Below are 13998 nucleotides of genomic sequence, written 5' to 3'. Positions count from 1 at the left end.
CGCACGGTGATGGAGCGCATCGGCTTCGCGCCGCCGCGCGCCACCGACTCGATCGGCGGCATCGACCCGCAGGCGGGCGACCACGTCGGCATGGTGGGGTTGTTCACCCCGCTGCTGAAGCAGGTCACCGCTGCCGGCGCGCAGCTCACCGTGATCGAGCTGAACCCCGACTATGCCGGCCACTACGACGGCTACCGCGTCACCCTCGACGCCGCGGCGCTGGAAGACTGCAACAAGGTGCTGTCGACCAGCACCATCCTGCTCAACCACACGGTGGACGACATGCTCGCGCATTGCCGCAATGCGCGGCGCATCGTGCTGATCGGCCCGAGCGCCGGCTGCCTGCCCGATCCGCTGTTCGCCCGCGGTGTCACCGTGGTGGGCGGGAGCTGGATCACCGATCGTGCCGGCTTCATCGACGCCCTGCGCCGGGGCGAGTCCTGGAGCGGCTTCGCCTACAAGTTCGCGCTCGGCGCGGCGGACTGGCCAGGCCTGTCGGAAAACCGCTAAGGTTGCGGCCTCGCGTGCGGGCAGCCTCCACGCTGCCCGCAAAACAATAAAGATCGACCCCCCAAATGCACCTGACTCCCCGACTCGTCTTCTTCCTCGTCCTGCCGCCCCTGCTGTGGGCGGGCAATGCGGTCGTCGGCCGCCTCGCCATCGGCAGCATGGACCCGCTCTGGCTCAACGCGGTGCGCTGGATGCTCGCTTTCGTGCTGCTGCTGCCGCTCGGCTGGCGCGCGCTCGGCACGCCGGCGGCACGTGCGCAGATCCGCGCGCGCTGGGCCCACCTCGCGGTGCTCGGGCTGATCGGCGTGGGCGCGTACAACGCGCTGCAGTACATGGCGCTGCGCACCAGCACGCCGCTCAACGTCACCCTGATCGCCTCCAGCGCGCCGGTGTGGATGATGCTGATCGGCGCCGTGTTCTACCGCGTCATCCCGCGCCCGGTGCAGGTCTTCGGCGCGCTGCTCTCCCTGGTCGGGGTGGCGCTGGTGCTGTCGCGCGGCGACCCGGCCGCGATCGCGCGCATCGAGTTCGTCGAGGGCGACCTGCTCATGCTGCTCGCCATGCTCGGCTGGACCGGCTACAGCTGGCTGCTCGCGCGCCCGCCCGCGCACATGGCGGGCGAGGCGCGGCCGAAGTGGAACTGGGCCGAGTTCCTGGTCGCCCAGTGCGTCTTCGGCGTGCTGTGGGCGGTGGCCGCAGCCGCGGCGGGCGACGTCGTGTTCCCGTCCGGGCCCACGCAGTGGTCGTGGGGCCTGGTCGCGGCCATCGTCTATATCGCCGTCGGCCCCTCGATCATCGCCTACCGCTCCTGGGGCGTGGCGGTGGCCGAGGCCGGCCCGGCCACCGCGGCCATCTTCTACAACCTCACCCCGCTCTTCGCCGCGGTGTTCTCCGCCGCCGTCATCGGCGAGTGGCCGCGCCCCTACCACGGCATCGCCTTCCTGCTGATCGTCGGCGGCATCCTGGTGAGCACCCGCGCGGCGACGCGACGTCAGGCGGCGTGAGTCCGCGCGGGACGGTGCAGTCGGTCCCGTGCGCCTTCACCGCGCGCGCGTCAATAGTCCGTCTCGACCTTTCGGCCGGTGCGGCGCTCGATGTACCAGCCCTTGTGCACGACCTTGCCGTTGACGATTTCGGCCTCACGGAAATCGCCCCCGGCGAAGGAGTGGACGGCGGGAAAGTGGATGTCCCGGCCTTGCGGGTCGCGCAGGTTCGGATCGTAGCCCGGCCGGCGCTGGATATCCCAGCCGAACAGCGTGCCATCCTTGCTCATGCGGAACTTGAGCCGCAGATTGCCGCGCGGGTCGCGCTCGAGGTCGTCGATGATCTCCTGCGGGATGCGGGAGCCGACTTCGATGGTTTCGTCGCCGAGGATGTTGCCGGCGTAGACCGCGCGTCCGTCGGGAGCGAACTTGTCGGAGTCTCGCCAGAGAATCCGGGCGCGTTCGGGGACCGGTTGGGAGAGGATCATCTTGGCCTGCGATCGCAAGGTCTGCCCGCCTGCCCGGTAAAAGGAGTGTTTCGCATACTCCGGGAAGAACTCCACGCCGAGGAACTCCTGTCCGGCCACCGCATCGACCACCAACTCGAAGCCGGGACGGCCGAAGCGTTGCAGCATGCGCTGCCGGCTCTCCAGGTAGCGCGCCTGGGATTCGGTGAGCGGGGTGGGCGGGGCTGCCGGCGGGGTCACGCGACAGGCCGCCATAAGGTGCGTGCCGAGGGCCGCCACCGCGAGCCGGATCAGGAAGCGTCGTCGCATCAGAATCCTCCATTTGTCGTCGTGTAGCCGTTCTCGGGCTGCCCGAGCCAGGCGAGGTAGCTCGCCATATCCACCGTGCCGGTGACGTCGCCGAGACGGCGCGGGTCGAGCGCGGAGCCGTCGCCGCGCCTTGTGGCGTCGCGCGGGAGCCAGGTGATGTAGCGCAGGGTGTCGGCGTGGGTGAGGCTGCCGTTGTCGAACGCCATGCGGCGCTGGCGATCTCCGGCCACCGCGCCGTTGACCGCGCGGTCCTCGGGGAAGACGTAATCGATCCGGGGCAGATCGCCGTTCCCGGTCGGGCGTGGAACGATGCTGTGTTGCGGGTTGCCGATCTCGATCACATTGCTCTGGTCGTGCAGGGGCACATCCTCCCGCGGAATCCGTGGAGTCTCCTTCATGTCGACGCCTGCTAGCTCTGCCTGCCGGACCATCCAATCGAGGGCGACGCGCGAGAGGCCTTGCTCGGCGTCGGGATAGCCCCCGCCGATGTCCGCATGGGCGCCGATGAAACCCTTCTCGATGCGGATGCGACCGGGCGCAGCGCTGCTGGCGCCGATCGACTCGAGCGGAAAGCCGCCCCAGTGCATGCGGTGCGGCTTCGGGTTGCGATAGGCGAACTCCGTGATCGAGTCCGAGCGGTGCTCGTTGAGCGCGACCGCCTGCGCGACATGGGCGAAGACCTCCGGGATCCCGAGGCGATACGCTTCGCCGCTGAAATTGGTCGATAGCACGGTGTCGAAGAGCCCCATGAAGCGGAAATCGACCGCCTGACAGGCAGAGTCTCCGCGGCGGTTCGTGTAGCGGTAGTAGTCCTGGCCCTCATGGCGAACCGTCTTCGCGACGATCCGGTTGGCGAACTCGCGCGCCTGGGCCGCGCCGCGGCTGAAGCCGACGATGTCGATGTCCATTACCCGGTCGTCACTGAAGAGCTCGGCCTCGTCGTCCAGGTATTGGCTCATCCGCCCGATCCGTGCCGGCCCCGAGTAGTTGCCGCCCATGTCGTTCACATGGACCGGATCGCCCGGTGTCAGCCACCACAGCAGACGGCCGGTCGCGTGGTCTTCCGGGCGGATGTCGCCGTAGTCGATGTCGTGATGCACGGTGCCGACGCCACTGACATAGCGCTTGGTGGCAGTGTAAGCGTCAAAGAAATACACCACATTGCTGAATCCGCTGCCCGCCATCGCCGGGTCGTTGAGGTCGTCGCTGTTCCCCGTCCCATCGAACGCGAACAGCACCAGCCCATCCGGATCCACGTTCCGCAGCGGATTGAAAGCCGCATACGCATACGGGTTCGGCCCGTCCGGCGTACCGAGCGGGTCGGGGGTGAGGTATTGGCCCAGGGTCGGCGCGTAGTAGCGGCGGCGGTTGTAGTGCAGGCCGGTTTCGGCGTCGAAGACCTGGCCGGGCAGGCGCAGGTCGAGGGTGAAGTCGGGACGCCGGGGCGAGGTGGTGACCGTCGCGGCGCCGAAGGGGGCGTGGCGCGCGCGCCAGAGCGGCTCGCCGTCGGCGTCGGTGGCCAGTTCGGGGGCGCCGAGGTGGTTGGTGTGCAGCCAGGCGAGGCCGGCCTGCGGGGCGAGCCAGCTTTGCGCGATGCGGCCGAGGTCTGCGAGGATGCGTCGCGCGGAGTCGGTTGTGCTGTCGGGGCGCGCCGGAGTGTCGAGCACGGCGAGGGGCAGGTCGGCGAGCCACAGATACTGGCGGATCAATCTGCCGTCGGCGTCCAGCTCTGCGAGGGGTTGGCGGGCGTCGTCGTACACGGTGTGGGTCGTGGTGGGCGCGACCATTGCGGGATCGAAGCGCGTGCGCTCGATGCGCAGGCCGCGGTGGTCGTAGGCGTAGCGGGCGATGCTGCGATCGCCTGCGTGCACCTCGACCAGGCGGCCGAGTGCGTCCCATCGCAGGCTGCGCGCGCCGAAGCGTTCGGGCTGGCCGCTGGCGTCGTGGTGACCGGGCGTGGCGGCCTCGTGCGGTCGGCTCGCGGCGGCCCGCGCCGGCACGTTCGCTGCGCGTGGGCTCGAGGACAAGGCACGGTGGCTGCCCGGTGCGAAGTGGGTCGGGCGGGTGTGGCCGGCGAGCTCCTGCTGCGACACGGCGCCTTCCTGGGCAAGGACGCGGCGCTGGTGGCGATCGTAGGCGTAACGCCACACGGCGGTTTCGGCCAGCACGTCGCCGTCGTCCCGCCATTCGACGCTGGCCACGAGCTGGTTGCGAAGGTCGTAGGCCTGGCTGCGGCGCGTCGAGGGCAGCGGGCCTCCGGGCTCGCGCCGGCGCGCGTGCAGGAGGTTGCCTTCCGGGTCCCAGACGTACTGGTAGTCGAGCAGGATGGCGTCGGCGGACGCGACAGTCTCCTGCAGCCGTGGTAACGCACCTTCGAGGGCTTGGCCATCTGCTGCCTCCACCGGCTGGGTGACGTCCGCATCGGTGTTTGCCTGCGCGGCGTGGGCCGCGGAAATGCCGAACAAGCGTTCGATGCGCGTGGCCAGGGGCTGGCCAAGTGCGATCGGCAGCAGCGCACGTGCATTACGGACCGGTGCGCCGCGCTCGTCGGCGCGCAGATGAACGACGCGGACCAAGGTGCCGGTGCGCGTGCGCTCGTGCAACGTACGCATGCCGTTGCCGGCCCGGAAGCCACGCAGGCCGAAGAGATCGCGCTGGAACGCGCTGGCGATGACCTGTTCGCGCGCCAGCGCGCGCAGCCAGGGCGTGGCCACCGGCTGGCGCTTCAGCGCGACGACCTGGCCCTGGCCGTTGCGCTCGTAGCGCAGGCGACTGCCGTCAGGCAGGGTGGTGGCGACAAGATGCCTCTCGGCGTCGTACTCGTAGCGCGTGACCACGACGAGCTCGCCGCCGTCGCGCTTCAGGCTCACGATGCGCGCGCTGCGCAAGCCGCGCTGGTCGTACTCGTAGCGTTCGCGCCCATTGGGGTGATCGACTTCGAGCAGGCGGGAGCCGTCGTAGCGCCAGCGGGTGGTCTCGGTGCTGCCGTTGCGCCCGTCGGTGATCTCCTGGGCGAGGATGCGGCCGCGCGGGTCCCAGGTGTAGCGCGCGCGGTGGCCGAGGGCGTCGCCCATGGCGACAAGGCGCCCCGCGGCATCGAAACTGCGCCAGCGCGCTCCGGCGTCGGGACTGCGTTCGAGGACGGGGCGTCCGAAGTCGTCCTTCAGGATGCGTGGGTGGGCAGGGGGTGCTGCCGGCGCGGATCCGCCGTCGGGGTGGCGCGCGGGCGGCAGCAGCTCGCGACCGTGACTGTCCAGGAGGCCGACGATCCGGCCTGCGACGTCGTGGCGCAGGCTGCGGGTGAAGCCGGTGTCGTCGTCGATCGCGGCGAGGCGTCCGTGCTCGTCGTAACGCCAGCGGCGCCGCAGCAGCCGGCTGGCGCTGCGCAGCCCGGTCTCGACGACGCGGCTCTCGTGGTCGTAGGCCCAGGTCCGCAGGATGCCGAGCGCGTCGGCGTGCCACTGCAGGCGGCCGGCGGCATCGAAGGCGCGCCGCCAGCGCGGATGCAGGCGCTCTTCATCCTCTCCGGAGCGCAGCTCGACGAGTTGGCCGAGGGCATCGTATTCGGCAGCGTGGATGCGATCTGCCGCCTCACCCGCGCTGCGGCTGCGCCACCGGATCAGCTGGCCGGCGGAGTCGTGGCGCAAGTGGGTCTCGTGACCTTCGGCATCGCGCACCCGCCGCGGCAGGCCGGTGGCCGGATCGGATTCGATCTCGCTGCGCTGGCCGCCGGGACCTTCCAGCGCGCGAATGAAGCTGCCGCGTTCGTCCCAGTGCAGGCGGACGAGGTCGCTGTCGAGCGGGCTGGCGTCCGCTCCGTCGGGGAGCGGGCCGTCGAGCTCGGCAAGCACGCTGCGACCGTTGATCGTGGCGTAGCGCCAGGTGACGCGGCGTTCGATCGGTACGGGATCCGGCCGGCCTTCGGCGTCGATCGGGCTGAAACCGGACTCGCGCAGTTCGATGGGCTGGCCGGTCGCGTTGTAGCGCAGCTCGATGCGGTGCTCGCGGCCGGGGACGACGCTCGGGCGGATGATCGCGCGCGGAGGCGTCGTCGCGGCGGGCTCGGTGCGTTGCGCTGCACGGTCCGTGTCGGCGAGCGTGGTTGCCGGCGTGTCGGGATATTCGTAGCGCGTGCGGTCGAGCAGGCGCGGCCGGGCGCCGGAGAGATCGGCACCGAGGGTCTCGGCGAGGCGCCCGCGGGCGTCGAAACGGTGCTGGGTGGAAAGGCGCGGCCTGCCCTCGGCGTCCAGGGTCGTGATGGCGCTCAGTCGGCCGTCGGGCGTGTAGCGGTAGCGGACGTCGGTGGGGCCGCAGCGCGCGCAGCCCGGGCCGCGCGCTTCGAGCAGGCGGCGCTGGCCGGCGATCACCGCGCCAAGGTAGGTGGTGCGCTGGCCGAGGCTGTTGGTGAGCACGCTGCGGCCGCGTTCGGGATAGTCGAGGCGCACGTCCTCGGGGCCGCTTTCACCGCCTGCCGGCAGCGCGCCACGCACCGAGCGGATGCCGCGCCCGGCGTGGTCGTAGGCGTAGCTGGCGATGCGTTCGGGCACGGGCGGGCCTGCGGGCTGACGCGCGAGCACGCTGATGCCGGTGAGCGCGACCGGATGGCGCGGGTCCTCGTAGTGATATTCGCGCGCGGCGGCTCCGCCGGTCTGCGCAGCCGGTGCGCCGGGGTAGTCGACACGGAGCAGGCGCGCCGCGGTGACCGCGGGTGCAGCGGCCTTTCCGGCGGGAGCGCCGCGCTGCAGGGGGCGGCTCGGGCCGGCAGAGCCCGGGCGTTGCGGAGCGTGGACGGAGCGCCCAGGCTGCGTGCCTGCGTCCGTCCGCGCGGGAAGCGCGACGCGTTCCTGCGCATACGAGAAGCGTCCGAGCGGACTGTCGATGTGGGTGATGCCGTCGATGCCGCTGCCGGGCGCGTGGTAGTGAACTTGCAGGCTGCGGCCCTGCGGGTCGGTGACCTGCAGCAGCCGGCCGGCGGCATCGTGGCGCAGTGAGACGAACTCGCCGCTCGCAACGAGGATCTGCACCAGGTGGCCGGCGCTGTCGAACAGCAGGCTGCGGCCGTCGGGCCAGCGCCAGAGATATTCGTCGCCGCCGCCGGGGCGGTGCCGGAGCAGGATCTCGCCGCGGCTGGGGTCGCGGCTGGCGCAGCGCTGCGGCTCACCGGGCCGGCGCGCGAAGATTACCCGCGCGCCGTCGGCCTGGAGGATTTCGAGGCGATCGTCGCGGATGTTCAGGCGCGTTTCGTAGGACAGTCTCCAGCCGCTGCCGAGCGCCCCGATGTCGCCCGGGCGCGCACGTCGGCTGTTGTAGTGGCGGACGATCTCGAGGCCGAGGATGCCTGGCAGCGCCGGAAGATCGACCTCCTGTTGGTACTTGTTGCCCGAGAGGACGTCGATCGGGTTTCCCGCGCCGACGTCCTGGCCGGTGGTGGAACCCTGGCTGGCCGGGCCGCTGGCGCTGCCGCAGGGGTTGCCCGCGTTGTTGGAGACGCATTGCCCCGCTGCGGGGGGCTCTGGCGCCGAGGGGCCGTCCTGCGCAGAGTCCGGTGCACAGCTCATCGTGATTCCGCACCCGCTCTGCTGGATGCCGTGATCCGCGGCGCCGGATTGCGCCGCCGAGGTCTCGGCCGCTACCCCGGGGAGCGCCGTGATACAGAGCGCCGCCAGCAGTGCGGCACCCGCCCGCATCGCATGGTGCAGCGGACCGGCTGGCGGCTGCAGGCATGCGGACGAGCTGCGCATCGGTTGCCGCCGCGCCGGAGTGGTCCGGCGGTACAAGGCCGCGGGGGTATCGCATGACAGCGTGGGGGCAGCGTTCAGCACTCGGGTTCCTCCTCCGCGTCCTCGGCGTCCTCCGCGTCCTCGGTTTCGTCGCCGCTGTCGGTTCCCGGCCCCGGCTCACCGTCGGATCCGCTGCCGTCGCCAGCCGGCGTACCGTCTTCCCCGGTCGGGTCCGCCGCCTCGGGTGCAGTGTCCGCGGTCGCAGGTTCGGGCGTGCACAGAGGGGCCGTGGGGGTGCAGCCGGGCAGGGGCGTCGAATCGGCGGCTGGGGGGGTGGCGCTTCCCGCCGTACGGGGCCGCATCGCCTCGTTCTCGATCGCGTCGGACTGCATGCGCAGCGTGACCTGGCTCACCATCGGGATGCGGCCGGCCTCCACCAGGCCGCGGCGGAAGGCGTCGTCGTCGTCCGGATCGAGCATGCGCAGGGCCCAGGTGAAGAATCGTCCGGCGAGGGGAACCTGCTTGGCCGGCGGCAGCCCCCAGGTGACGCGCAGCTTGAGCAGGTTGGCGTCGGCGAGTGTCTGGCCCGAGCGGTTGCTTGCCGGATCGGCGTTGCAGTTCGCGCGGTCCGCCGGGCAGCCGAGCACGCCCGGCTGCGCGGACGGAATCACCCGCGCCGTGGTCTGCAGGCGGCGCGCGGCCGCCAGGCTGTGGTAGTCGTCGAAGCTCTCGCGGGTGGGGGAGACGATCTCGATGCGCAGGGCGGCGGCGAGATCGATCTGTGCCGCGGCGAAGGCGTCGGCGAGCTCGGCCAGGTTGCGACCGCCGCCGTAATAGGGGGTCATCGCGCGCGCGAAGGCCAGGCGCATGCTCGCCAGTCCGGCGTTGGCGATGCTTCCGGCGCGCGCGGCCTCGAAGCTGGCGTAATTGACGATGCTGCGGGCATGGAAGGCGAGCCCGGTCTGCAGCATCGCCAGTGTGAGCGCGAGCAGGGCCGGGGCGACGATGACGAACTCGGCCGCGCCGGCGCCCCGCTGGCGGTGGCGCCAAGGCCGTGGAAGAAGCCGTGGAAGAGGCCGCCGCGCCGGCGGCAGCGGATGGGCGGGATTCATCATGCGCGCACTACCACCGACAAGGTGGAAGCCAGCCTGAGATGCGTGCCGGGGACGAGTCCCGCCCGTCTCGCGGCGCCGGCCGCCATCTCGAGCACGGCGGCGGCGCCGCGGCAACGCGCGAAACGCCACGGGCCGAGCGCCTCGCGCACCGCGACAACGACGCCTTGCGGGTCGATGAACACCACGTCGATGGCGAAGCACATGCCGAAGGTGTGGACCGACGAGCATGGACGAAGCAGCAAGGCCTCGTCGGCGGCGAGGTGCGTGCGTCCGAGCAGGCCGCGGGCGCGTTGCAGGAAGCTGCGGGCGACAAGGACGCGCATGCTCACAGCCCCATGGTCATGAACTTCACCGCGATCGGAAAGCCGAGCACGATGAAGGTGCAGGGGAAGATGCAGGCGATCAGTGGGAGCAGCATCTTCACGGGCGCTTCCATCGCCGCCTTCTCGGCGCGGGCGAAGCGCTCCGCGCGGCGTTGTTCGCCCTGCGCGCGCAGCATCGGGCCCAGGCTCATGCCCATGTTCTCGGCCTGAATGACCGTGGAGACCAGGTTCGCGATCGCCGGTTCGCCGATGCGGTCGGCGAAACCGCGCAGCGCGTCGGCGCGCGACTTGCCCGCACGCACGTCGCGCAGCACGCGGTGCAGTTCTTCGCCGAGCGGTCCGGCAGGGCCTTTTGCGGCCGCCTGCTGGAGTGCCCCGGTGAGGTTGAGGCCGGCCTCGACGCACAGGGTGATGAGGTCGAGCACGAAGGGGAGCTGCTTGAGCATCAGCCGGCGTCGGCAGCGGATGCGATCGTCCAGCCAGGACCACGCGATCAGTGTGCCGGCGGTGGCGCCCGCCAGCGCGGGAAGCGCCGGAGGAAGTGCCCATGCGTGGGCACACCCGAGGCCGGCGGCCAGCCCGCACAGCCCGACGGCGACCCGGTGTGCGAGCAGCTGCGCCGGAGAGAGCGTGTAGTCGAGTCCGGCAAGGCGCAGTCGCACGGCCAGCCGTGCCTGCAGCCGCGCCGGCAGCAGCGGTGCGACCAGGTGCGCGATCCAGCGCGTGGGCCACCACAGCAGGCGCAGGAAGCGCGGTGGCGTGTCGAGCCAGGTGCGGTCCTCGGGCCGGACTGCGCTGACGCTGCGGGCCAGCGCGGCGACGATGCCGGCGCTGCCGAGACCGGCGAGCAGGGCCACCGCCGCGATCACCGTGCGTTCGTCGAGCACAAGCAAGTGCGCGGAGCTCATACGTCGATCGCCACGATGCGCCGGATCAGCAGCACGCCGAGCACCTCGAGCGTGGCGATCACCGCCAGCGTCGCCCAGCCGGGCGGCGAGTGCCACAGGAAGCCCATCGCCTCCGGTTCCATGCGGTCGAGCACCAGCAGCAGCGCCAGCGGCAGCATGCCGACCACCACCGCCTGAAGCTTGCCCTGTGCGGTGAGGGCGCCGATCTTGCCTTCCATCGCGAGCTGGCTGCGTACGGTCAGCGCCGCGCGTTCGAGCGCTTCGGCCAGGCTGCCGCCGGTCTCGTTGGCGATCCGCATCGCGGCGATCACGAGGGTCAGCGAGGGCATGCGCACGCGTGCGGCGAGATGGTCGAGCGCCTCGTCGAGCGGAATGCCGAGGCGGTGCTCGCGCAGGGTGAGGTCGAACTCCTGGGCGATCGGCGGGCGCCCTTCGCGGACGAGTTGCTGCAGCGCCACCGTCATCGAAACCCCCGCGCGCAGGCCGCCGGCGATCACCTGCAGCGCGTCGGGCAGCTGCTGTTCGATGAGGTCGAGCCGGCGCCGGCGCAGCAGTCCGAAGGCAAGACGCGGTAGCAGGGCGAGCGCACCCGCGCTGGCGAGTGCGATCAGCACCTCGCCGCTGGCGAGCCAGCTGCCGATGCCGCCGACGGTGACCGCGAGGAGGTTCAGGACGAAGAGTCGCGCCGGGTCCATGAACAGGAAGAGTTCTTCGAGCTGCAGGTGGGCCTCGGCGGTGAAGCGTTCGCGGTAGCGTGCGAGCGCATTGCCCGCGATGCGCATTGCCGACCAGGCGAGCAGGGCGGAGGCGAGGCCGAAGGCGAGCGTGGCCAGCAGCACGGCGGGTGACGAAGCCAGGGCACTCATGAGCGCTTCCGGTCGAACAGGTGCAGGTCGAGCGCGACCCCTTGGCGACGCAGTTCGTCGTAGAAGCCCGGCACGGCATCGCAGCCAGTGAAGTGGCCGCCGCTCGGGTCGGCGGTGGGGGAATCGGCGGTGCGGCGCTCGAAGCGGAAGAGTTCCTGCAGCTGGATGCGTCCGCCCTCCATGCCGGTGAGCTCGGTGATGCTGGTGAGCCGGCGCGCGCCGCAGGCGAAGCGGGTCTGCTGGACGATGATGTCCACCGCGCTGGCGATCTGCTCGCGGATTGCGGCCAGCGGGAGATCCATGCCGGCCATCAGGACGAGCGTCTCGAGGCGGGCGAGCGCATCGCGCGGGCTGTTCGCGTGCAGGGTCGTCATCGAGCCCTCGTGGCCGGTGTTCATCGCCTGCAGCATGTCGAGCGCCTCGCCGCCGCGGCATTCGCCCACCACGATGCGGTCGGGGCGCATGCGCAACGCGTTGCGCACGAGGTCGCGGATGCTGATCGCGCCGCGTCCTTCCAGGTTGGACGGGCGCGCCTCCAGGCTGACCAGGTGGCTGTGGCGCAGGCGCAGCTCGGCGGCGTCCTCGATGGTGAGGATGCGTTCGCCGTCGGGGATGAAGTTCGACAGCAGGTTGAGGAAGGTGGTCTTGCCCGAGCCGGTGCCGCCGGAGACCACGATGTTGCGCCGCTGCTCGACGCAGGTGCGCAGGAATGCGGCCATCTCGTGCGAGAGCGAACCCATGCGGACGAGGTCAGCGACCTCGAGCGCCCGACGCGCGAACTTGCGGATGGTGAGCGTCGGGCCCTTGAGGGCGAGCGGCGGGATGATCGCATTGACCCGCGAGCCGTCGCGCAGCCGGGCATCGACCATCGGCGAGGATTCGTCGATGCGGCGGCCGAGCGGCGCGACGATGCGCTCGATGACGCCGAGCACCGCGCGGTCGCTGGTGAAGGTGGTGGGGTGCGGCGCGATGCGGCCGCCACGTTCGACGAAGATCTGGTCGAAGCGATTGACCATGATCTCGCTCACCGACTCGTCGGTGAGCAGGGTCTCGAGCGGTCCGAGGCCGATGGCCTCGTCGAGCACCTCGCTGCACAGCTGTTCGCGGTCGAGCCCGCCTGGAAGCGCGGCCTCGGCGGCGATGATCTCGCGTACGAGCGCGGTGGTCTCGGCGCGCAACTCGTCGTCCGACATGCGGTTGAGATCGCGCCGGCGCAGGTCGATGGTGTCGAGCAGGCGTTCGTGGATGCGTTTGCGCCAGGTGAAATCCGCGTTTGCTTCGGCAGCTGCCGGGAGTGGTTCGAAGCCCGGGCGGAACGGAGGCTCGGGTACGGGCGCGGGCGTTGCGGCCGGCGTATCCGCCGCTGCGGCCAGGGTGGTGGACGAGTCTTCGGGCGGTTTGCGTGCGGTGCGGAAAAACATGCAGGGCTCCGGTCAGTTGCCGCCGTAGAGGGCGTTCCACGCGGGATCCGCGGGCTCGCGCAGCGCCGGCGAGGGTTCGGGCGCGGGGGCGAGGGCCTGCTCGGCACGGCGTTCGAGCAGTTGCGCGCGCGGATCCAGAAGGCCTTCGCCGGGCTCGAGCAGCCAGGGGGTGACGAAGACCACGAGTTCGCTTTCGCGGCTGTTGAACCGGGTGGACCGGAACAGTCGACCGATTACCGGGAGCTCACCCAAATGCGGGAGCGCATTCTCGTCGCTCTGCTGTTCGCGCTGCAGCACCCCGGAGAGCACCAGGGTCTCGCCGTTGCGCAGGTTGAACTCGGTCTCGGTTCGGCGCGAGAGCAGGCCGGGAACGCCCTGGGCGGCGACGCTGCGGTCGAGCGAGCTGACTTCGGTGCGGATGCGCGCGCGGATCGTTCCGGCGGCGTCGGCGACCGGTTCGAGGATGTTGAGGCGGATGCCGTATTCCTTGAACGTCACGCTCGGCGTCCCGGTGGCGGAGGCGACCGGGACGGGGATTTCACCGCCGGCGAGGAAGCTCGCTTCGCCGCGGTTGCGCGCCGAGAGTCGCGGCGAGGCGAGGATGACCGCGTCGCCCTTCTGCGCGAGCAGGTTGAGGCGGCCGAAGAAGCTGCCGACCAGGGCCACGTTGGCGGCGAAGGGCGAGACGCGGTTCGCCTCGATCTCGACCTCGGAGCTCAGTTCGCCGCTGCCGAGCGTGCGCGTCACGGTCGCCCCGGTGCGGTTGTCGTGGTACAGGTCGCCGATCACGCCGATCCCGAGCAGCGGCTTGCCCTGCGTGGTCCAGTCGATGCCGAGGTCGCGCAGGCCGCTGCGGCTGATCTCCACGAAGCGCACGTCGAAGGCGAACATGCGGTCGAGCCCGACGCGGCTGGTGAAGTCGATGAGCTGCGGGAAACGCTTGGCGAGCTCGGTGACCTTGTCGCGTTCGGCGTCGCTCAGGCCCTCGCCCTCGATGACCACGTTGTCGCCGATGGTGCGCGTGCGCAGCCGCGGGACGTCGTGCAGGAAGCCCTGCAGGTCGCGTGCGATGCGGGCGGTGTCGGTCTGGCGGACGGTGATCTTGATGCGCTGGCTGCGGCCCGAGCGGGTCCACACCTGCAGCATGGTGTCGCCCGGGCCGTTGGCGATCAACAGGATCTCGCGGTCGTCGAGCACGGCCGCGGAGAGCACCTTGGCGTCGCCGACGGCGAGGCGCTGCGCGTCGCGCTGCGGCAGCACCCGGGTTTCGCCGGCGAACATCTGGATCTCGTGGACGACCGCGAGCGCTGCGCGCCCAGGTTCCGGCGGCGCGGCGCTTGCGGGCGGAGCGGCGCGGCTCGGGCCGGGCAGGCCCA

General features: G+C 71.2%; 10 protein-coding genes. 2 read left to right on the top strand and 8 right to left on the bottom strand.

What is annotated here, in order from left to right:
• Together C665_RS02050 and C665_RS02045 are read left to right on the top strand one after the other, a co-directional pair.
• Nucleotides 1–510: Rossmann-like domain-containing protein (locus C665_RS02050; protein ID WP_004298727.1), on the top strand; the 510-nt coding region annotated here is incomplete at its 5' end.
• Nucleotides 511–575: 65 nt separating this feature from the next.
• Nucleotides 576–1514: a DMT family transporter gene (locus C665_RS02045; RefSeq protein WP_004298724.1), complete on the top strand. Its 939-nt coding sequence runs from the start codon at nt 576–578 to the stop codon at nt 1512–1514.
• A gap of 50 nt (nt 1515–1564) precedes the next feature.
• Here C665_RS02045 and C665_RS02040 read toward each other — a convergent pair whose 3' ends face one another.
• From C665_RS02040 to C665_RS02005, 8 genes are all read right to left on the bottom strand, one after another.
• Entirely contained in the window at nt 1565–2128 is a 564-nt protein-coding gene (locus tag C665_RS02040) for a hypothetical protein (RefSeq protein WP_245537123.1), read from the bottom strand.
• Between the two features lie 140 nt (nt 2129–2268).
• Nucleotides 2269–7827: an RHS repeat-associated core domain-containing protein gene (locus C665_RS02035; RefSeq protein ID WP_245537122.1), complete on the bottom strand. Its 5559-nt coding sequence runs from the start codon at nt 7825–7827 to the stop codon at nt 2269–2271.
• A 257-nt stretch (nt 7828–8084) separates the two neighbouring features.
• Complete coding sequence (locus C665_RS02030) at nt 8085–9104, bottom strand: TadE/TadG family type IV pilus assembly protein (protein WP_004298715.1); 1020 nt, start codon at nt 9102–9104, stop codon at nt 8085–8087.
• The gene (locus C665_RS02025) at nt 9101–9427 is read right to left on the bottom strand and encodes a DUF192 domain-containing protein (RefSeq protein ID WP_012585617.1); all 327 of its coding nucleotides are present in this window, start codon (nt 9425–9427) and stop codon (nt 9101–9103) included. The genes C665_RS02030 and C665_RS02025 overlap by 4 nt, the downstream gene beginning before the upstream one ends.
• A 2-nt stretch (nt 9428–9429) precedes the next feature.
• Nucleotides 9430–10335: a type II secretion system F family protein gene (locus C665_RS02020; RefSeq protein ID WP_004298709.1), complete on the bottom strand. Its 906-nt coding sequence runs from the start codon at nt 10333–10335 to the stop codon at nt 9430–9432.
• Entirely contained in the window at nt 10332–11201 is an 870-nt protein-coding gene (locus C665_RS02015) for a type II secretion system F family protein (RefSeq protein ID WP_004298704.1), read from the bottom strand. The genes C665_RS02020 and C665_RS02015 overlap by 4 nt, the downstream gene beginning before the upstream one ends.
• Nucleotides 11198–12622, bottom strand: coding sequence for a TadA family conjugal transfer-associated ATPase (locus C665_RS02010; protein WP_004298702.1), 1425 nt, complete (start codon nt 12620–12622; stop codon nt 11198–11200). The genes C665_RS02015 and C665_RS02010 overlap by 4 nt, the downstream gene beginning before the upstream one ends.
• Nucleotides 12623–12634: 12 nt before the next feature.
• Nucleotides 12635–13903 (bottom strand): type II and III secretion system protein family protein, encoded by a 1269-nt coding sequence (locus tag C665_RS02005; protein ID WP_004298699.1) that lies wholly within the window; start codon nt 13901–13903, stop codon nt 12635–12637.
• Between the last annotated feature and the right edge of the window lie 95 nt (nt 13904–13998).

This window comes from Thauera aminoaromatica S2 (assembly GCF_000310185.1).
In the GTDB taxonomy this organism is placed as follows: domain Bacteria; phylum Pseudomonadota; class Gammaproteobacteria; order Burkholderiales; family Rhodocyclaceae; genus Thauera; species Thauera aminoaromatica.
The sequence above is the reverse complement of the archived record's forward strand: the minus strand, read 5'-3'. Positions and strand labels throughout refer to the sequence as shown.